Origin of the sequence: Paenibacillus oenotherae, from assembly GCF_019443105.1 — a bacterium.
Taxonomy (GTDB): Bacteria; Bacillota; Bacilli; order Paenibacillales; family Paenibacillaceae; genus Paenibacillus_Z; species Paenibacillus_Z oenotherae.
In genome coordinates this window covers 69893-89487 of record NZ_JAHZIJ010000008.1, presented here as the reverse complement: position 1 = coordinate 89487, position 19595 = coordinate 69893, and the positions used below count along the sequence as shown (strand labels likewise).

General features: G+C 42.9%; 21 protein-coding genes. 2 read left to right on the top strand and 19 right to left on the bottom strand.

The window, feature by feature from the left end; translation table 11 throughout:
• The 11 genes from K0T92_RS13210 to K0T92_RS13160 form a co-directional block, all read right to left on the bottom strand.
• A complete protein-coding gene (locus K0T92_RS13210) occupies positions 1–1671 on the bottom strand; it encodes an alpha-amylase family glycosyl hydrolase (RefSeq protein ID WP_219872952.1) in 1671 nt (556 codons plus the stop codon).
• Positions 1665–3386, bottom strand: coding sequence for a glycoside hydrolase family 13 protein (locus K0T92_RS13205; protein ID WP_219872951.1), 1722 nt, complete (start codon positions 3384–3386; stop codon positions 1665–1667). The genes K0T92_RS13210 and K0T92_RS13205 overlap by 7 nt, the downstream gene beginning before the upstream one ends.
• Positions 3387–3495: 109 nt before the next feature.
• Complete coding sequence (locus K0T92_RS13200) at positions 3496–4389, bottom strand: AraC family transcriptional regulator (protein ID WP_219872950.1); 894 nt, start codon at positions 4387–4389, stop codon at positions 3496–3498.
• 100 nt (positions 4390–4489) lie between these two features.
• Entirely contained in the window at positions 4490–4702 is a 213-nt protein-coding gene (locus tag K0T92_RS13195) for a type II toxin-antitoxin system RelE/ParE family toxin (protein ID WP_281423148.1), read from the bottom strand.
• Positions 4703–4820: 118 nt separating this feature from the next.
• Positions 4821–6023: a pectin acetylesterase-family hydrolase gene (locus K0T92_RS13190; protein ID WP_219872949.1), complete on the bottom strand. Its 1203-nt coding sequence runs from the start codon at positions 6021–6023 to the stop codon at positions 4821–4823.
• Positions 6024–6186: 163 nt separating this feature from the next.
• The gene (locus K0T92_RS13185) at positions 6187–6741 is read right to left on the bottom strand and encodes a hypothetical protein (RefSeq protein ID WP_219872948.1); all 555 of its coding nucleotides are present in this window, start codon (positions 6739–6741) and stop codon (positions 6187–6189) included.
• On the bottom strand, positions 6722–7219 hold the full coding sequence (locus K0T92_RS13180) for an RNA polymerase sigma factor (RefSeq protein ID WP_219872947.1): 498 nt from the start codon (positions 7217–7219) through the stop codon (positions 6722–6724). Before K0T92_RS13180 ends, K0T92_RS13185 begins: the two co-directional genes overlap by 20 nt.
• A 230-nt stretch (positions 7220–7449) precedes the next feature.
• Positions 7450–7884 (bottom strand): MarR family winged helix-turn-helix transcriptional regulator, encoded by a 435-nt coding sequence (locus K0T92_RS13175; protein WP_219872946.1) that lies wholly within the window; start codon positions 7882–7884, stop codon positions 7450–7452.
• A gap of 4 nt (positions 7885–7888) precedes the next feature.
• The gene (locus tag K0T92_RS13170; RefSeq protein WP_246628133.1) at positions 7889–8803 is read right to left on the bottom strand and encodes a quinone oxidoreductase family protein; all 915 of its coding nucleotides are present in this window, start codon (positions 8801–8803) and stop codon (positions 7889–7891) included.
• Positions 8804–8962: 159 nt separating this feature from the next.
• Complete coding sequence (locus tag K0T92_RS13165) at positions 8963–9577, bottom strand: hypothetical protein (RefSeq protein ID WP_219872944.1); 615 nt, start codon at positions 9575–9577, stop codon at positions 8963–8965.
• Positions 9574–10818 (bottom strand): acyl-CoA dehydrogenase family protein, encoded by a 1245-nt coding sequence (locus tag K0T92_RS13160; RefSeq protein ID WP_219872943.1) that lies wholly within the window; start codon positions 10816–10818, stop codon positions 9574–9576. Before K0T92_RS13160 ends, K0T92_RS13165 begins: the two co-directional genes overlap by 4 nt.
• Positions 10819–10953: 135 nt before the next feature.
• Between K0T92_RS13160 and K0T92_RS13155 the strand changes: the two genes are divergently transcribed.
• Positions 10954–11511: a TetR/AcrR family transcriptional regulator gene (locus tag K0T92_RS13155; protein WP_219872942.1), complete on the top strand. Its 558-nt coding sequence runs from the start codon at positions 10954–10956 to the stop codon at positions 11509–11511.
• Positions 11512–11705: 194 nt separating this feature from the next.
• On the opposite strand, the gene K0T92_RS13150 is transcribed toward K0T92_RS13155, so the two are convergent.
• Complete coding sequence (locus K0T92_RS13150; protein WP_219872941.1) at positions 11706–12206, bottom strand: MerR family transcriptional regulator; 501 nt, start codon at positions 12204–12206, stop codon at positions 11706–11708.
• A gap of 179 nt (positions 12207–12385) precedes the next feature.
• On the opposite strand from K0T92_RS13150, the gene K0T92_RS13145 reads away from it, so the two are divergent.
• Positions 12386–13252 (top strand): SDR family NAD(P)-dependent oxidoreductase, encoded by an 867-nt coding sequence (locus tag K0T92_RS13145; protein ID WP_219872940.1) that lies wholly within the window; start codon positions 12386–12388, stop codon positions 13250–13252.
• A 313-nt stretch (positions 13253–13565) separates the two neighbouring features.
• On the opposite strand, the gene K0T92_RS13140 is transcribed toward K0T92_RS13145, so the two are convergent.
• From K0T92_RS13140 to K0T92_RS13110, 7 genes are all read right to left on the bottom strand, one after another.
• A complete protein-coding gene (locus K0T92_RS13140; RefSeq protein WP_219872939.1) occupies positions 13566–14078 on the bottom strand; it encodes a hypothetical protein in 513 nt (170 codons plus the stop codon).
• Between the two features lie 40 nt (positions 14079–14118).
• The gene (locus K0T92_RS13135; protein WP_219872938.1) at positions 14119–14691 is read right to left on the bottom strand and encodes a hypothetical protein; all 573 of its coding nucleotides are present in this window, start codon (positions 14689–14691) and stop codon (positions 14119–14121) included.
• Between the two features lie 117 nt (positions 14692–14808).
• Complete coding sequence (locus K0T92_RS13130) at positions 14809–15279, bottom strand: GNAT family N-acetyltransferase (protein WP_219872937.1); 471 nt, start codon at positions 15277–15279, stop codon at positions 14809–14811.
• 648 nt (positions 15280–15927) lie between these two features.
• Entirely contained in the window at positions 15928–16806 is an 879-nt protein-coding gene (locus tag K0T92_RS13125; protein ID WP_219872936.1) for a TIR domain-containing protein, read from the bottom strand.
• 489 nt (positions 16807–17295) lie between these two features.
• Entirely contained in the window at positions 17296–18126 is an 831-nt protein-coding gene (locus K0T92_RS13120) for a macro domain-containing protein (protein ID WP_219872935.1), read from the bottom strand.
• Between the two features lie 14 nt (positions 18127–18140).
• The gene (locus tag K0T92_RS13115) at positions 18141–18695 is read right to left on the bottom strand and encodes a TIR domain-containing protein (protein ID WP_219872934.1); all 555 of its coding nucleotides are present in this window, start codon (positions 18693–18695) and stop codon (positions 18141–18143) included.
• A gap of 294 nt (positions 18696–18989) precedes the next feature.
• Entirely contained in the window at positions 18990–19439 is a 450-nt protein-coding gene (locus K0T92_RS13110) for an aegerolysin family protein (protein ID WP_219872933.1), read from the bottom strand.
• Between the last annotated feature and the right edge of the window lie 156 nt (positions 19440–19595).

The following is a 19595-nucleotide window of genomic DNA, read 5'->3' as shown; positions in this document are numbered from 1 at the left end:
TCAGAGAGCACCCTCTTCCTTGCATTCATCTATTTTATATATGATTGTTTCATAGCTATCCACCCATAATGCTGAACCATCTTTCTCGGTGCGGAGATCGCCCCCTCCGGTGCGATAGCGTATATTTCCCTTGCCATTGATGAATTCGTCTACGAGGGCTTTCTCATCAAAATGAACGAGCAATGCCTCCCCTGACAAATTAACGACAATCAGAAATTGGATGCCTTCGTGCTGCCTAATATAGGATAACACCATTTGTTCCGAGTTACGTATGAACGCTAATTCGCCCGCCCAAAGTGCCGGCTCATTGGTTCGAAGATGGATCAGGGATTTATAGTGCTCGAACATCCCTGTATCAAACGAATCCCAGTTGAGCTTATACTCATCGAATAAGGACGTCCATGTTTCCATCGTATTCTCATTAAATTCCTGTCCCATCATGACGAGGGGAACGCCTTCGAGCGTCAGTAAGACCGAAGCCGCAGGTCCGGCATGCTCTTCGCCTAAATACTCACAGATTCTGGACTGTTCTTTCTCCTCAAGCCAATTCATCCGCAGAGCATTCTTGGGAAAGCTGTACTTGTAAGAGTTATAACTCGTTGCAAAATCATGCTGTGTAATCGTTCTGTCGATCATCTGACGAATCAGAATTCGCGGATTTCCGTTGTAGGTCAAATCACATGATTCAAGATGATGATATTCATCGTAGGACTGAGAGATCAGGATGAGATCCGCTTTTACTTCCTGCAGAGCCTGCTTGATCTCAGTGAGGAAATCGTAGGGAGTAATGTCCGAATCATCCAATCGAATGCCGTCAAAATCAAACTCCGTAATCCAGTATTTCATAGCATCAATGACATATTGCCTCATGTCGCGGTTGCTAAATTCCAACCCGGCAAAATATTCGCGAAGAGGCACATCATAATAGATCTGATTCTGTTCATTATGTGTAAAATATTCCGGATGACTTCCTGTCATAATATGATCCACGCTGGTGCGGTTCAAGACCCAATCCAGAATGACCCTGATCCCGTTGTCATGGGCTTTGCGCATAAATAACAATACATCATCTTTGGTTCCGAATTGTGGATCGATCGAATAAAAATCTTTTACCGCGTAGGGATCACCGTATTTACCAATCCTGCGTTCATGTCCCACTTCGTTAAACGGCATCAGCCAAAGCGTGTTGATTCCCATTTCTTTAAAATAGTCTATTTTATCAGCCAGTCCTCGGAAACCGGTGTCCGTATACGCACGGAGATGAAGCTCATAAATGACCGATTTTTTAAGCCATTCCGGACTAGGAAGAGCTGTGAAGTTCTCATACATATAGCCCGGATTACTTTCCGAAATCTCATTTGTTCTGATTAGCACATCACCATGTTCAGTTACCGTAATCGCAGAGTTGTTCTGCGCATCTTCCGAAATACTCGGATTGAGCGGGTCTACAATCCAAGCTTCCCCATTCACCACAAATTTATAGAGATGCCTCCCCTTAAGAATAGGCAGTTCTATCTCCCAACCTGTCCCCTCTTCCATTCTGCTCATGTAGTTTCTATCGCCATTCCAATTATTGAAGGTGCCTGCTAGAGCAACACTATCAACAGGAGTATCCGTATAATATACAAATCGCACACCGTTAGTTCCCTTTGTTGGAAATTTAGTCAGCATGGTTTGACCACCTTTGAATAGATTCTTGACTCATAGGGCTGAAGATGACCCTCAGCTAATATTTTATCCGTATCTGACTCTACATTGGATAACAACAATTCAAAAGATTGGTCTGCCAGCGCCTCGGGGATTTCCAGGTGAGCCCGTGTGGCGGAGAAATTCATCACCACGAACAATTGTTCATTTCCTAAAGTCCTTGTAAAGGCTAGAATGGACGAATGCTCCGGGAGAATGGGCTCATATTTGCCATAGACTGCAACGAGATGCCCTTTGCGAACAGAAATTAATTTCTTGTAGTAGTTCAATATGGAATTGGGCTCATTCTCAGCAGACTCTACATTAATCCAGCTCGCATTAGGGTTAACTTGAATCCATGGCGTTCCGGTTGTGAATCCGCCATGAGAATGATCATTCCATTGCATTGGCGTTCGGGCATTGTCTCTGCTTGACTGGTGAATGGCCCTCATGATCCGATCCTCCGCCCAGCCTTCTTGCTGTGCTTGACGATAGAAATATTGGGTAACGCTATCTCTATAATCATCAATCGAATCAAACTTTATATTGGTCATGCCGATTTCTTCCCCTTGATAGATATAGGGGGTGCCTTCCAGCATAAACATCAGTGTTGCCAACAGCTTCGCCGACTCTATACGGAACTCTTGGTCATTACCGAAACGAGAAATTGCCCGCGGCTGATCATGATTGCTCCAGAAGTTAGCGTTCCATCCTTTATTATGAAGCTTAGTTTGCCATTGGTTTATGATTTCTTTTAGCTGAGATAATTGCCAAGGCGTCTTCTCCCAACCCTCAAGACCCTCATTTCCGAAATCCATGCCCAAATGCTCAAAGTGAAAGACCATATTAAGCTCGTCCCGATCTTCACCTACATACAACAAAGCTTCTTCTGGCCCCGTGTTAGCAGCTTCCCCGACGGTCATGATGTCATAGTGGCTGAGCACTTCTCGATTGAGATTTTGAATATGTTCGTGTACTTTAGGCAGATTGGAGAAATAATGATGTGCGGACACGATTTTCTCATGAGCTGGCGCTTCTGCATCCGGAAAATTTTCCATCTTGACGATATGATTGATCGCATCGATACGAAATCCATCCAAGCCTTTATCCAGCCACCATCGTACCATGCGATGAAGCTCCTCTATTAAAAGCGGATTCTCCCAATTCAGATCCGGCTGCTTTCGATTGAAAATATGCAAATAATACTCCCCGGACTGTTCATCAAATTCCCATGCAGAACCGCCGAAGAATGATCCCCAGTTCGATGGAGGCTCGTTGTTTTCTTTCGCTTTCCTCCATATATAATAATCCCGTTTAGGACTGTCTTTGGATTCACGGGCTTCAACGAACCATGGATGCTCGTCAGAAGTATGGTTTAAGACGAGATCGGCGATAACTTTAATTCCCTTGCGATGAGCTTCCGCCAATAACTGTTCAAAATCTTCCATTGTTCCGAATTCTTCAGATATCGCATAATAATCACTAATATCATATCCGTTATCATCGTTTGGCGATTTGTAGAAGGGACAGACCCAAATCACGTCAACGCCTAAATCATGCAAATAATCGAGCTTCGAAGTAATCCCTTTAAGATCTCCAATGCCGTCCCCGTTGGTATCCATGAAACTTCTCGGGTAAATTTGATACACGACACTTTCTTTCCACCATTTTCTTTTATAAGCAGCTGCTTCTTGCACCATATAGAGTCACCTCGAAGATGTATTATTTATTCTCATCTCCTATCGTATCTGTATTGAAACAGGCTTCCAATATCCGATACCACTCTATAATGATGCTATTCTGTTGTGATTATTCGACCCTGCCATGAATGGTTTCGTTAGCTCTGGCTATGATGGTGTCTTTAAAGCTTTTGGGGGAACAATGATGGACTCGTTTGAACAATTTGTAGAAATGGGACAGGTTCGGCAAGCCGACCTGCTCAGCAATCTGCGAAATGCTGAGATCTTCGGTCAGAAGCAGGCGTTCTGCGTATTTGATTCTGCGATGAATGACGTAGTCAGTGAAAGTAATGCCCAGGGTCTGTTTAAAATATTTAAGAAAATAGGTATAGCTGAAATTGACGAGAAGACAAGCCTGCTCAACCGTTATTTTATCCGATAAATGAGCTTCTACATAATCAAAAACTAACTTCAGCTTGGCATAGTTCATCGATCGGTTATGTTCTAATAACCCCTCCGTGTCATGACGTATCAATAGAAAAAGACACTTCTTGACCAAATAGTTAATGGCCATCTCATAGCCTCTTTGCTCCTGCTCATGTTCCTGCTGCAATTCGATTACTGTTGTGTAGAATTGTTTCCGCAACTCCGAATTATCTCTAAACAATGCGTTTAACTTTACCAAAGGCAGCAATGATTCCTGAAACAAATAAAGGAAAGGGAGCATGTTGGAATCCAAGAATGCCTCCAGCTCGAATTGGATCACAACATAATCAACCAATTGGTCTTGTTTTCTCAGATCGAGATGGGGCTGGCTAGAACCCAGAATTAACACATCCCCCGCTCGTAAGTGATAAACTTCAGCTGGTGTGTGAATTTCCATTGTTCCAGATCGTACAGCAATAATCTCTAGCTCCGGATGGAAATGCCACCCATGCTGGCATATTATCCTGCTGTGAAAGCTGCGCACTTGAATACGAAGCAGCGGGTCGTTATAAAGAATGGGCTCTTCATGTAATTCCATAAGATAGATACCTCCAGAGCAGAGTTAATTCTCACTTTAAACGATGTGCGAACAAGCACAAAAATAGCCACTCTTATCTGAGCAGCTTTACATGAAAACTTTATTCAAACGAGCCAAACAACTCACGAAGATAGTCCCTGCGCCCGTGCAAAATCCGATGGATAATCACAGTTTCTTTGATCACACGATAGAATACAAGATATGGATTCACTACAATGAAGCGATAACCTCTTTGTATAAGCGAATAATCATCTTCTGCTAAAACCGAACCCATTTCGAGAAAGTCAGCCAAGCTCGAAATCTGATGATCCAGCTTCTGCAGACAATATTATATCATTAAAATAACCGGCACTACCAGCCTTCGCTTACCACGTTTATGATAAGTTTCCCGCCACATAATGCTAAACACCCGATACGCTGGACTGACAGCGTCAGCCCTCTTTCTCTACAAAATGCCTCCCCACGGAGTAATATTCATCCTTATTCACGGCATCGTCCAGCCACTTCATCAGCTTGACCCCGTCCTGTTCGGCTTTGTAGAAATGATCTAATGGGGAGAGTGTATGTGGTGTCCTGCCCGTCTTCTCGTTAACACCGTAATCAGTGATGTAATAATAGTAGCCTGGCAATTGTTCAGTTAGCTCTCCGGCAGATTGCAGCATGCGGGCCGACCAGCGATGCATATATTCGACATCGTCCGAAGCATCACCATTCAGATCCTTCTCAAAGTCGAACAGCAGCTCATCATAAAGCGTATTGGACTGCAAAAGTACCGCGTTGTCCGGGAGCAGCTTGTGGTTCGCCGCGAAGACGGACGAAATCAAATCGCCATGGACTTCATATCCAAAGGTTGCTGCAAAATTGGCCTTCCATTCGTTATCGATAATATCCGGCCAGCGGTCGGCATTTAAGTAGGAGCCGTCCGAATACTGATAAATGCGGGCATCCGGGTAGCGTTTCGCAATCTCAGGCGCCCAGAATGCAGCTCCGAATCCTCCGGCGCTTTCTCCCGCAATGAGGATCTTGTCCGGCGCAGCGAAATGGGTTGCAATCCATTCCAATGCTGCGCGCGTATTGGCTTGACCGTTGTAACGCATTGTAAACGGCTTGCCCTTGGCGTCCGTATATTCCTTGGATGCATTCCCGATATGCAGATCACCAGTAGAATAAGGGATATATACAATACTCCAATCCTTGAACGGATTATCAGGGTTACTATTTTTCAACAGGCCGCCAAGCGTACTTACTTTAAAGAATGGAATGTTCGGAAAGTAATATTTGATCTCACCGTTCTTCATTACATTACTCAGACTGATCGGCTGCGCGGCAGTCACCGCATCCCAGGCCACACCGCCCCCAGAAAAATATATGATCAATTTATCTTCAGCAACTGCTCCCTTATTGGCAAGTAAATAGTATTCTGAGCCGTCGGCAGAAATGACTTGTGCATCCTGGTCAAACTTGATTTTATTCCAGACATAGCGCTCCGCAGCAGCCCAGTTATCCGGTTCAGCAGGCCTTTCAAGTAGGAAGAAATAAACATAACCCGCCGAAACACCCAAAACAAGTATAATTCCGCCTATCGCAGTCAGGAGAATCCTGTTGATTCTTTTCACTATTTTCTTTTTTGCCACACAAAGACCGTCCTTCCAACCCTATAAAACTAGAGTTTGACTTCTTTTTAATACATTTAAATTTATATTATCACAGTTTGATTTCTTACCGAGATTTTTCCACGGTTCAGCATTTCATCTATAAAACAAAATCAAAGGGCATCCTTTTGGGTGCCCTTTGTTCTTATTTCTGCGGAACCATGTTGTTGTAGATGCGCGTTGCATTCACTTTTCCTGTGCTTACATCCTCTGTCGTAAATCCGGATACGATATTGCCGACTTTAAATTCCTTTTGCAGCAGCTCTTCAGACGGCTCGGCAGCCGTTGGCCCTTCGATGCCCAGTTCGGTATCTGATGTTATGGTTACCCATAAGTCGCCAACCTTAAAGCTTTTTCCATCTGCGCTTACTTCCGTAATCTCGCCCTCAATATTGACTGCCACTTTACCCATAATTGGAGGCTTCGTTACAACAGCAGATGGCCCCGGTATTGGATTTGGTGCATTCTGGTTCATCGCAAAGATACTCACCGATAATACCGCACATGCTGCAATACCGACTGTCCAACCTGTTAACGTTCTTTTTTTAGCTCTTTCCATTTTTAGCGGCTCCTTTTGATTGATCCTATTTGTTTGTGTTGTCTTTTCCATTTCCGACCTCAACTTCTGATACGTCGCTTCTTGAAAATTCTCACTTGTTTTCACATGGGACATCGCGGATTTATAAACAGATTTCTTCATCCTCCAGGCCTCCAATCTTCTCTTTTAAGATAAGGCGTCCTCTTGCGAGCCATGTTCCTACCGTTGCCGACTTGGACTGCATGATATCTGCAATTTCCTGAATAGAATACCCCTCATAATAGTACAGATGAATGGGAATTCGATACTTCTTGTCCAAGGCCAGCACAGCCTGCAACACCTCATTTTCTTCCTCCGGGAGATAGCTAAGATCTTCGGGAACAGGGTTTCTACTTTTGAACCAGCCTGTTTTAAGCATATTTTTACTTTTATTAATGGTTGTTCGAATCAACCATGCTTTTTCATGTTCACTGTTTTCAAATAGAGGTCGCTTCTGCAAATAGGTGAGAAATACTTCCTGGGTTACTTCTTCTGCATCAGCTATATTTTTCAAGTAAGCAAAGGCAATTTTGATCATGCTCTGTGAATATAGATCCAAGGCCCGCCGCACAGATTCATTGAGCTCATATGAATTGTACACCTCCGCACCCCCTTTCACTTTAAATACAACTGAGAGCTCTAATATTTTTCATTGCGGTCAATATTTTTTTACCACGACGATCCGAGCGAAGCGTTGTTCGAAAGTTTCGAGGGAATGCACGGAAGGCCACCGAAGTAATCGGCGGCCTGATTGTCGGTGATTCAACTCTTGTTCACCATTGCCAAGACGGAGGATTAGGAAAAGATGGGGATAAGACAAGTCAGGGGGAACTAGTCGAACCTTTGCAGCGATTCGAATAAATGCCTCAAGTGATTCAATAATCCGTTTTTTTCCTCCTGAGTCCAATCAGCCAAAGCTTCACGCATGATGCGCTCACGGGTGAGGTTAATCATTGCATTGATTTCCTCCCCGTATTTCGTCAATTCAGACACACGAATGCGGGAATCGGAACTTGATGGATACGTATGAACCAACCCGGCCGTCTCTAATTTATCAATTTGCCGACTAACACTCGAATAATTTTTTCCCATCATGGCAGCCAATTCACCAACACTCGTTGATTGGAGATGCGCGATCCCAACTAAGACACGAAAGGTTGCTGCCTCCAAATTCACGCCAGCATTAGCAATCATTTTCTTATCGCGGTCCGGCCTATTGATAATGGAAACTAAATCGATCAGCGCTTTAAAAATCTCATTTTCCATTGCTTTATTGCACCTTTACAACTGGACGGGGCGTCAGTGGAGCATTCCAAGCCTCTCCAATATCTTCTAGAGCGAACTCTTTTGTGGCAATTGTTATCTTTCCCTCGGCGGCCATTTCAAAAACACCTCTAACAGCGGATAGCAGATCAGCTTTAGAAACACTCTTATCTCCGCTGCCTACGAGTTCGATTGTTGATGAGCGTAGAATAGATGAAGGTAGATGAATGCTTTCTTGGCCAGATGAAGTTCCAATGGTTACAAAGCGGGTTGCACGATCCGTATTCGTCTTAGCAAGAGCTGACATGATGGCTAATGCGCTGTCGCCCCAAAGATAATCCAATATAACATCAACACCTTCAGCAACAACTGGCATTAGGGCGTTTTCAAACATTTTTTGTCCATTATCGACTGTCATATCAAATGCAATGGCCTCATCAGCTTCAAGTGCTTGCAGCTTCGATTCGTTGCGTCCCGTTACAATGATCTTCTTGGCCCCCAGTCCCCTGGCAATCTGAACGGCTAAGCTACCGGATGCACTCGTAGCACCATTAATCCATACCGTTTGGCCGGATTTGAAGTCGGCTCGAAATACCAATGCAGCCCATGACGACATAGCTGGGTTGGCGATAGCGGCAGCAGTGAGATCGTCAATACCATCTGGTAAACGGACAGTCAGCTTCTCATTGACAAGTGTTCGCTCAGCCAAACTGCCATATGGTGCGGTAGGCAGCGCAAAGTAAACACGAGACCCATCTTCCAAAGTTCCAACACCATCAATACCGGCTACGATTGGAAAGTTAACTTCAGATGAGTAGTGCATACCCATTGAACGGAACTTGCTAACTCGACTCAAGGCTGTTGCCGAAACGTTAATGATAACTTGGCCGTCTGTCGCAACGGGGGGATCAAAATGACCCATTACGGGAGCTGCTCCTTTGTCCATTACAATTGCTGCCCTCATAGTTAGTGTACCCTTCTTTCACTTCAAATTATGTGCATATTGCACGTAATCCAGTATAACACGGATTGTGTGCAATATGCACATTTCTTCAAACCCATTTCTACAGACTATCTATCCCTACCTGAATAGGATTAAAGCAACGATTACCAGGAGCAACACGACGACTGCGGAGCCAACCATTTTGATCCAGAGCGGTGTTGTATAAGGCTCGGTGCTGCTTTTGAATTCCAGCTGCTTACGCCATCCATACCTGGTCATACCTTTTGGTTTGTACACCGACAAGACTGCTGCCACAACCACGATCAACAATCCTCCACTCGGGTGTACGATGTGAATCGAATCCTTCAACATACTTATGTCGGCGTTCGACAATGTACTTTTTGAAGCGATGGATGCCGCATGGCTCAGTTCTTGTATATATGCGACCAACATAACCACGGCTATAACGGTAAACAATAGCTTAAAAAAGATCCAATAATGACGGAACAACCCCCACCTGGTGCCAAGTGATAAACCAACTCCGGTGAGCAGCGATGCAAAAGCCACGGGGAGAACAATAACATTAGCAACCAAGGACATGATTTGGATAGCGGATCGTATCATATCGGCATCCTGATTGTTCAGGACATAGGCGGCTATCGGTATATAAGCGGCTGCGGAGCCGAGCCATCCCATGGTAGTAATCACATGTATAGTGAGTACTAGCTTACGGAGAGAAGGGGAGAGAATCATGTGTCCCTCCCCCTTGCGGCACCTAATGTCATGACATGCTGTGGAGGCATACCCATCAGTACCCTTCCGTACAGCTCTAGTCCAGTCGATGCTGTAGTCAGCGCATGATTGGAGCCGCCTCTAATGTCCCGGAATATTTGCGACAAGCGATTGAAATCGGCAATGACACTCCCTCCGCTCTCTGCCATTAGCAGATCTACGGCTTCCCAGCACAACATGGCTGCATAGGTCATATCTGTCTGCAGCTGTGCCATTTCCTTTAAACGAAATGGTTCTGTGTTTTGCACATGACGCTCCAGATTGTCAATGGTTCGACTGATATGGAGATGAGCGGATTCGACCTTCATAGCTGCAAGTCCTACTTTATACTGAATATGACCCACTGCCGCTTGAGAAGTATGGACCGTCATAGCAATTCCCTTGTGAGGTGCTTTTTCAACAAAATACTCGACAGCTCCTCTGGCGAGTCCGAGAATCGCGCTTATTCCCGTTGTGATGCTGATAATAAGCTGCGCGTAAGGTCTGTATCTGTCACGCCTCGTCAACTGGGCAGGCAATGGACCTCCCTGATTCACTTCTTGAGCGATGACATATTGGTCTGGTATAAACACATTTTTGAGTTCCAGACTATTACTTGCGGATCCTTTCAAACTCATCGTATACCAATCGTCAACAATCGTGACTTCACTCATCGGAACAACGGCCAGCATCATCTCCATAGCCTTGCCTTCTTGCATGGACTTTCCGTCCTTCAAGTTTAACAAAGCATGGGTGGCTTGCTTTGAACCTGAACCGAACCCCCAGAAGCCTTCCTCTACCAAATACCCTCCGTCTACTTTCTTCACGACCGCTTTACGTGCTAGCAGGACAGAACAAAAGCGTATCTCCTCTACCTGGTTAGCAATCGAATCTAATACGTCGGGAGGTAATGATAGTGATGCATTATAGTTATTTCCATTGATGATTTGAACGACCCAGCCAACAGAACCATTCCCTTTGGACACCTCGGAAACAATCTCGACCATGGCACGGATACTAACATCAAAACCCCCGTACTCTTTCGGTGTGCCAAGCTTAAACAGCCCTGCATCCGAAATTTTTTGAATCACTTCATCAGGAATATGTCGTTCTTCATCAATCATAGTACCGAACATCTGCAGATAGGGAACTAACTCGGTAGCATTGTTTAGCAATTGCTGTTCAAGAGCAGTGAGTTGACGATCTGTGCTTAAGTTGGCCATTATAATCCACTCCCTAATTATACATCTGTATATTTAAGATGCATTTATAGGATAAATGGTATAATGTATAATTGATTTCAACAACCGATAAAATCGTAGATCTGTCGAGAAACGATACAGAGAGAGGGATCTGTCATGGACAATAAAACAACCGAAGACCTTCGAGTCAGACGAACTCATAAGCTTTTATACAATGCCCTGTTAGATTTAATGGAAAAACAGCCGTTTGGGAATATAACGGTGAAGCAGATCTGTGATCTGGCGATGGTACATCGAACTACGTTCTACACCCATTTTCAGGACAAATTCGATTTGCTTTCACGTGCTATGCAACAAATTGCTGATGAAGAATTTAAGGACCTTGACGATGTATCCTTTTCTCCATCCGATAATTTTAGGGAATTACTTTCTTTAGCAATGAAACATAAGAAATTGTTTTCCCTTCTTTTAGCCGAAGAGAGGGATTCCTTGAGAAATCTGCTGCGAAGAGAGATGGGGAGGGGCTTGAAGGTATACTTGGCCCAGCATAATTTGACTGAAGAGAATTCCATCGACATGCAAATTAAAATAGAGGCCCACATCGGAGCCGTGCTTGGTGTGGTAACCTGGTGGATTGAGAGCAAAATACCTATCGATCACGAAGAATTATATACAAAAATGAATATCTTTTCAGAATGGAAATTCGCAGAATAACCTCGTATTTACTTACTGAAGCGTGACTGTCCCAACGATCCTCCGTTGCTTCAACGAACAACGGCAGCCGCAAACAGAACCTCAAGATGCACCATCAATTGTAAGATATGACCTGACAATTGATGGTGCCTGTCTGCAGCAGTTTATGAGATGAAGCAGCCGCTGGTAATCCCCCCTGCTATTCCGCGATTATCTTATAGTGTCGGTGACTTGCCCGTTCCGGCGGATACGGAAAAATAACTCATCTGAACAGTCGAGACCGACTTGGGTTTGGGTTCTTCCATCCTGTCTTCGGACATGCCATCCTGAATTTCTTCCGAGCAGTCCCGCCGGTATCTTCCATTCTCCAACTTCATATCGATAAAATCGACAACCTGCTGCAGAGAGGCGATTTGGCTGACGATATTTTCCCGGTGGCTCCTTAGGAGCTCCACCAGTTCGGGATATTCCGCGGGATCAGCATCAGTGGAGACCGCCAGGAAAGGCCGCATTTCATCCAGCGGCATCCCCGTTTTTTTCAGACAAGATATCAGCTGGATCGTATCGATGTCCTCCTGCCGGTAGATGCGGTGCCCGTTATCCTTCCGTTCAGCCCGGCGGAGTAGAGCGATCTTCTCGTAATAACGAATCGTATCTTCAGAAATTCCGGTTTGGTTGGCGGTTTGCTTTATCGTAAAAGTCTGCGCTTCCTTCATCCTGTTCCCTCCCAGAGACTGCTTTTTTTTGCATTATACATCTTGGTGCTGGCTCCAAGTCAAGTCCCTTATCCTTTGGACAGAACTTGGTTTTTCAGTATTGACTTGGAGTCGACTCCAAGTTATAGAGTGAGCATTAGCAGGAGAAATATCCCGATATCAGGAGGAGGAGACATGCAATGGATAAGGAACAACGTGAAAATATCGCCGCGATTACGGGCGCAAGCGCAGGGATCGGGTTGGCATTAACCCGGAAATTGCTGTCGGAAAACTGGCAAGTGATTGCTTTGAACCGTTCCGACTTTCCGACGGAAGACAGGATGATCCAAGAAGCAGTTCAGAGGGGATGGCTTCGCATTTATAAGACGGATGATCTTGCCGATTATGCCAGCTTGAGACGGGTTTTGGAAGAAATCAAAAGCAAGGAGCAGCGGATCGATATTTTGTTCAACAACGCCGGAGGATCCTTTTCCAAGCTAAGCTATTCGAAACAAGGACGCGAGTATCATTATGAGCTGATGACAGTCGTTCCGTATATCATTCTGATGGAATTGAAGGAACTCATAAAAGGTGGTCGCTTAAAAACGGTGATCAACACCTCATCTTCAGCTCTAAAATTTACGAAAGAGTTTACTATCGAAAGCCTGGAGCGCCCTAAAACCTTCCGCAAGCTGCTTGGCCCTTATGCCGCCTCCAAGTTAGCGCTCTCCCTGTGGACTCAAGCCATCGCGCCGCAGCTTGCCAAGGATGATATCAAGATCCGCAGCGTTGACCCGGGTGGCAACAACACGCTAAGAAAAGGGATGAAATCCGGACTTCCCCTAGTGGTTACCCTGCTGATGAAACTGTTCTTCTCTCCGCCAACCCACGGCGCCAACAAGCTGTATGAAGGCGCCCTCGGGCAACACCGGAATGAAACCGGCGTGTTTTTGCTGAAAGGTCAGGTTGCGGAATTAAAATTTGAAGATCAAGCGGGGAACATTTTGGAAAGGGTTAATGGGGTTTATGAACACGAATTCTCCACTAGTCCAAACAACTCGCTGTAGTTCGCCTGCGCGAAAGGTTGCCCCCGAGGTGAAAACCAATATCATCCTGTCCCTCGGGAGCACGTTTCCACACCCAGCAAGCGTTTAATGCGAAAATTGTAGCCGTTACTTAGGGTAAGGTTCAACTTAACGGGTCTATCGGCGAAAAATGCGAAAGGAGCTTGCCGCAGCCAGCTCACTGTACTAAGATCAAATTCAAATTTACTGCGACTGTCTAAGACACTTCACCTGTGGAATTTCTCTTGTGCAATCTTATCGGTCAATTCTTTATGGCCCCTATGCGTGAATATAGTGTATAGGATGTCAGCGCCTTTTATGAATTTCCTTCAATTTTCTTCCTTAATTTCTGTGATTGTTTTACTAAGTCTAAATTCTCTTTGTAGATTTGATTCAATGCATTTATTCTTGATTCTAAAATGTAAGGGGCATCCATAAATAAAGTCTTATTCTGGTTTTGAAGATAATTATATAGTGCCTTTTTTTCTTCAGGTTTTGGTAAAATTGGGGCCCTCGGTATCGCTGGTGGCGAATCTCTTTGGGCGAGCTCTTCAGTTGTAGAAAAACCAAATTCAAGAAAATTATACATCGCTTCATGTACTAGCTCATCTGTTAATTGATATCCCCCATTACTATCCAAGGTTATTCTGTCAAATTCAATCATTAATAATTTTGATGGTTTTCTATCTTTGGTCTTGTAAAACAAAAGGATTTTTAGAACTTCTTGTCCAGCCCACTCTTTAATAGGTTTATATATGTGATTCTTAGGACTTGGAATCTTAATAACCTTTAATTCTTTATTAATGTACAACCACCGTGTACCGCTCATATGATCTCCTCCTTCTTGCCTTTGCTCTGCTAGGGTAATACTATTTCTTTAACATTAACTCAATTATTTTTCTCGTATTCCCATCATCAGGAATAGCTTCATCCCATCGATGCCCGTACCACCGATCAGTATTCCTTATCAAAAAATCAAGTTCGATCCATCGTTCTTCAATTATTAATTTAACAATGTATGCTATTCTATTCACCATGAATTTATTTAGAGTCTCCATGTCTATTTCTGAGAGTTGATTATTTGGATGTGCATGCATATCTTCAACCGGACCATTTCTAAATGCAAAATGAGTAATGGCTTTTGCAATCATTGTTACGTTTCCTTCAACTAAAAGTTCAGCCTTTACTTTGTTATTTATTTCTTGTGCATGGTCAGTTTTAACAAGTAAATAATCATCAAGTATTGAATTTCTAATAGTAATTCCGTATTTCTTACGTCTGTACGTAATTTTTGATTCTTTTACTTCAAAAAGTTGAGAAATCATATAATCTGATTTCTGCTCATTAATAAACATCGTTTTGAGATGTTCTTTAGTAAGATCATCTAAAGAAAGTGCTTCTCCAGCAGCCTTCTTTGCCTCAAATTCTTCAAACATGCCCATGAAATAGCTCCCTTTGTTTTAGTAATCTCCCAACACTATCATTTAACGACTTACTGAACCAAGCGGCGGCAGGCAGTGGGGATGTCGGTATTAGACGACGCGTTTAATTTCTTTATTTCAAATTTTTATTTCATGTACTTGAACTTCCATCAAAATTGATTTACTTCTTTCTTTCGATACTCTTTTAAACCCACAACGTCTGTAATATTTTGATAGTCTACTTGAACTGTTGAAGTTTATTTGAGTTTTTGAAAGCCTTGACTGCATTGGCTTAGCTATCAAGAAAACAATACCTTGAGCATTTCTTAACAAATGCTTAAATGTATAGTTAATCAACTTTATTCCGATCTCTTCCCCCCTAAAATTAGGGTGAACATCTAACCTCCAAATATAATACAAACTTCCATAATAGAAATCTTCTTCATAAATATCCTCGTCTACTATTTGATCTGCCCTTGCTCCAACTATAGCGTGATCCCCATCTAGAGCATCCAACCAGTTATGCCAAGAAGTTTCCATTTCTTCTTTCCACTCATCTGGAAACTCAGTTATTTCTAATCTCGCAATTATTATTTGATCGTCTTCCACATGGTATTTGGATTTGAGTTGATTCTCAATCTCCTCTGTTAAAGGGCAATCCAATTCAATAGAATCAAGTGGGTATATTCAAGTACATTCATCGAACATTATCTCTGGGAATTCTTTATTAATCCTTTTTCAGATGTTTCAAATTCAATAAACATTTCTCTTAAATCTCCTTTGATTTTCTGATTTTCAAGTATTTCGTCTAATATCTTATTCGTAAATTTGAATATTATTTCCCAATATGCCTTGTGAGCGAACTACGATATTACTTCTCATCTTACCATGACCATGGAAAATAGTGGCCAATTTCTAGTCAAAAATTAGCCCCTGAGATCAACAGTCTCGGGGGCTCCCAAAATCCACTATTCCACATGTTACCCAACAATCCCAGCAAACCGGCACCCAATTTTTCGCTCTATTTTTGATACGGTTCCCCGTATCAAAAATAGAGCGAACTCAAAAAGCACCCAATCCGCCTTGAACTTCTCCGCTTCGGCTTTGGCAGGCTTGGTCAATTCAGGTGTTTTATCCTTATTGGTATCCAACCAAATGCTTGAGACAAAGCAAGCAGCACTAAGATGCGATGCGTGAAATCTGAAGTATCCGACTTCTTGAATCACCTTGAAATAATAGAAAAAAGCATCCCGGATGCTAGTTCATTGTTTCAATTAACTTTTTACTACTAGTAGAATTAAATGGAGCATTTCTTTTTACAAGATACCTTATTGGATCACCTAGTTCTTTTATGAAAGGTAATATATCTTGATTGGGAATAGATTCTGAAAAGTCATATTTTTCGATGGTTGCTTCAAGTTCTGAATATGCTCTTTCAAGGTGCATTAGAGCTCGGCTTGATACATGTGGTCGAAAATTTGCATTGTGCAATAAATACTCAAGAAAGTCTTTTGGAAACAACTCATCCGGCGATCTTAAGATTCTTTGTTGAAGCCGGGTAAGTTCTAAAATTTCCTCAAGCATCTTCTCTGTTTTAACAGCATGACTATCTATTGGTTTATCGGAAGTTTGTTTCCTCTCTTTTGATTTAGTTAAAAGCGGAAGAATCTCGGTTAGTCTCTGCTCTAAGTCTGGCCACCATTTTTCGAACACTGTAACTAACCGTGACTCGCTTAGAGCTCCATCTCTACAAGCCTTATTAACACTAAAAAGTAGTTTTTTTATTTCTTCTTTTTCAAATAGTGTAGTTTGAAATTGTGTTAAAGGACCACTAAGATCTGAGTTTTTAACTTGAAATAAAAACGGTGAAACAAGAGAGTTATCCATCGCTTTAGAAAGAGCGCCTGCTTCAAAATTTATCCATGGAGCTGAGATGTTTTCCGGTGTAATAAAAATAATTCCATAAGAGGTTTCTTCTAGCTGTTTTCCAACATCTTGACTCCATCTTGCACCCTTATCAATGTCCTCCGAAGAGATGTAGGGTTCAACAGATTGAATTACAGATGGTAGCCAGTCATGGAATACAGTAGCAAGTTTTTTACTAACGTCTCCTGACCAACTTAAAAATACTTTCATCGTAACGTCCCCCATTAATTTCCTTTGGAATATACTTCGACATATTTTTTGTTAATCCTTTATCATCGGATATTGCAGACAACGTCCAACCCATGAACTTCGCAAATGCTTCAGTTATCTCCCCGTAAACGAAGTCAATGCCTCTGAAACTTATGATCCAGAGGCTCTACACTTAAATCACTAACATCCTAATTTTTCACCGTCACTCATGGCACTGTTCCTAAAATAATCCACTAGCCCGAAAACCGCTCCTCAGCAGAAATACACACATAAAAACTGATGTGGGTAGGTCATGCGACCGAAGGAGAGCTTCGTGTCGGTAAGGGATAGGGCGGGCGATCCCATATTGACTCTGGCTGACAGGAAGCCCGTCGGCAGGTTCAAGCTCTCCTTCAACGTGGAGACAGAAGCATTTTATAAGCTTAGCCCCTTCTACTGACATAGCGGAAGCTGTTCATTATAATTTGGCCTGGGTCCTTATACTTACTTTCAAGATTCTAAGTCCTTCAGCGCAAGTAGATTTATCTTTTCTTGTTTTTTCTGCCAGACAACGATTTTCACCTTAGAAGGATACGCAAATTTTATACGGCTCACTTTAAATGTCCATATAATGAGTTCAAGTAATTCTTGATCCGATATATTTTCATATCCTCTGAAGCGAGTGATCCCAGATCCCAAAACAGGCAAGGCAACTGTTCTCCCGGCATAGACTCTATCTATTTCATTCCAAAAATTCAACAGGCAGTTTATATAGTCGTTCATTTCGAGATATGCTTTGTTTCTATCATCAAAACGCGAGAACGCGGTGAGGAGATAGTCGTCTACAGTGCATATTGTTCCAAGTTTATATTTAGTCTTCTTCCCCGCAGTCCTTCCCGCATTTTCGCTGACGATCATTTCTGGCAAGTGGGTGTCAGAAGAAATAATGTCGTCTAAAACAGCGACATTTCCCTGATAGAATTTCTTGATATATATTCCGTTGAGTGAACTACTTGAGATGACTTTTTCGTCTACCAGTGTGTCGAAGTATTCATTAAAAGCGATTACTTTCAGATCAGCTTCCTCAGAAAATATATCACCGAACTTTACCTCAATCTCTGAGGTGTTAATCGTTAGTGTGATGCTTCGGCGCATATTGCCATGAACCCAAATTACGATGTAAACAAGGACCAGCAACGCTAGTGCTCCTCCACCAATGGCTGCCTTGCTTTTGGGATCTATTTCAACGAAAAGAAAGACAATAGAGGTGATGACGCTTATCACGCTTAGAAAGCCGTAGAACGTATGCAGTATCTTTTTACTGAAAAACGGGACTTTCAATTGCATCTTCTCCTTTATCGAATCAGGCCCCATTCGACTTGCGTTTCACGGTTGTAATAATTCTTCCCACTGCTAAGATGCTCACCATTCACATGAAAACGCGTGATAGCATTCAAAATGCACTCTTTAGCAAAAGGGATATGGATTGCCTCTACTCCAGTCTTATTTATTCGTTCGGTGAGTGCCTTTGGCCAAATGCCACTGAGGCCCTCCACGTTCAAAATGGATGAGAATTCGGGGTAGGCGATAATAAGCGGAATATTGTAATTGTCTATAGCCTGTTCAATTTCATAGGATAAAACGCTTCCGGTAAACCGAGTCTTACTGCTAAGGATAACAAGCATGTTTTTAGATGCTCTTAAGCGTTCCTGAATGCGTGCATACAATGTTGCCCGTTTACTTGTATCACGTACCGCATCCGTTTTCTCGTGACTGTTGGTCAGCGAAAACTGGATGTTTTTGTTCGAACTCCAAGCTTGTAGAGTGGCATAATACTTAAAATCAGACTTTGTAGGATCTGTCTCTCCTAAACCATCAAAGGCGACATAGGTTCCTGTCCGGTTTGCCATGGTCTATCCCCCCATTAAAATAATTTGCTATCCCGTATGGAAATATCTTACCATAAATATGTCCCCTACTACTCTAACCAAAAACTTCGCCCTACTTATGATAAGGTTCAGCTTAACGGGGCTATCGGCGAAAAATGCGTCTCGGCACATGATTGCCAACGTTATCCTCTTTTCCGGCTTCCATTTGCTCCCCTGTAGATGCGCATGTGCTGATTCCTGACTACCGAAATCGTGGTCAGGCACTTCTTTCTTGCATCATCCTAAGTTTGTTTTGAGAGATGGGATACGTCATTTTTATCGGGTATAAGGCGGTTTACTTGCATCCCATAAACGAAGCGTGACTCTGCCTATGTTAGTACCGTCACGTTTTTCATATCCACCATAATTACAATTCCCAGGGTAAAAATCAAATCGAAAATTGGTGTCGTTACTTTTAGTCCAAGAAGATTTATTCATTCTTTGACCTAAGGGGCAATCCCAGGAATACGTGCCAATCAACTTGTTCTCAGGGTCAAATAGCTGGAAGCTTCCTTCCGTTCCGGATGGAGACCAACTGCGACCGCATGCGCAAATCCAAAGCCTTTTGCCCGCCTTAATAACGGTTCCGTTGAGCGATTCGGCACTGATCTCGTTGTCCCTATCACCTAAGTTGTACAACCTCCCCCATTCAAGCGTAATATTTCGAATGGTTACTTCAGAGTTGTAATTTTCGATAACGACTTCGAGCCATAAGAGATCTGACATTGTTTTCCCTCCCGGATGATTAGTTTTACATGGCTGCATCGAAAGAACCACAACCCGGCAACGCTATTTACGAATGATTTCAATACAATTCTACCAAAAATAGCTGTAATATACGATCATATCCTACTTTCGGACTATCAAGCGAATTCCATAGAA

Excerpts from the sequence above, each read along its gene's own strand:
- K0T92_RS13175 (WP_219872946.1), bottom strand. The coding sequence starts at position 7,884 with ATGGAAAATGAGATTTTTAAAGCGCTGATCGATTTAGTTTCCATTATC.
- K0T92_RS13140 (WP_219872939.1), bottom strand. The coding sequence starts at position 14,078 with ATGAGCGGTACACGGTGGTTGTACATTAATAAAGAATTAAAGGTTATT.
- K0T92_RS13200 (WP_219872950.1), bottom strand. The coding sequence starts at position 4,389 with ATGGAATTACATGAAGAGCCCATTCTTTATAACGACCCGCTGCTTCGT.
- K0T92_RS13145 (WP_219872940.1), top strand. The coding sequence starts at position 12,386 with ATGGATAAGGAACAACGTGAAAATATCGCCGCGATTACGGGCGCAAGC.
- K0T92_RS13135 (WP_219872938.1), bottom strand. The coding sequence starts at position 14,691 with ATGGGCATGTTTGAAGAATTTGAGGCAAAGAAGGCTGCTGGAGAAGCA.
- K0T92_RS13160 (WP_219872943.1), bottom strand. The coding sequence starts at position 10,818 with ATGGCCAACTTAAGCACAGATCGTCAACTCACTGCTCTTGAACAGCAA.
- K0T92_RS13125 (WP_219872936.1), bottom strand. The coding sequence starts at position 16,806 with ATGAAAGTATTTTTAAGTTGGTCAGGAGACGTTAGTAAAAAACTTGCT.
- K0T92_RS13205 (WP_219872951.1), bottom strand. The coding sequence starts at position 3,386 with ATGGTGCAAGAAGCAGCTGCTTATAAAAGAAAATGGTGGAAAGAAAGT.
- K0T92_RS13150 (WP_219872941.1), bottom strand. The coding sequence starts at position 12,206 with ATGAAGGAAGCGCAGACTTTTACGATAAAGCAAACCGCCAACCAAACC.
- K0T92_RS13155 (WP_219872942.1), top strand. The coding sequence starts at position 10,954 with ATGGACAATAAAACAACCGAAGACCTTCGAGTCAGACGAACTCATAAG.
- K0T92_RS13115 (WP_219872934.1), bottom strand. The coding sequence starts at position 18,695 with ATGGCAAACCGGACAGGAACCTATGTCGCCTTTGATGGTTTAGGAGAG.
- K0T92_RS13110 (WP_219872933.1), bottom strand. The coding sequence starts at position 19,439 with ATGTCAGATCTCTTATGGCTCGAAGTCGTTATCGAAAATTACAACTCT.
- K0T92_RS13185 (WP_219872948.1), bottom strand. The coding sequence starts at position 6,741 with ATGAAGAAATCTGTTTATAAATCCGCGATGTCCCATGTGAAAACAAGT.
- K0T92_RS13165 (WP_219872944.1), bottom strand. The coding sequence starts at position 9,577 with ATGATTCTCTCCCCTTCTCTCCGTAAGCTAGTACTCACTATACATGTG.
- K0T92_RS13210 (WP_219872952.1), bottom strand. The coding sequence starts at position 1,671 with ATGCTGACTAAATTTCCAACAAAGGGAACTAACGGTGTGCGATTTGTA.
- K0T92_RS13170 (WP_246628133.1), bottom strand. The coding sequence starts at position 8,803 with ATGGGTCATTTTGATCCCCCCGTTGCGACAGACGGCCAAGTTATCATT.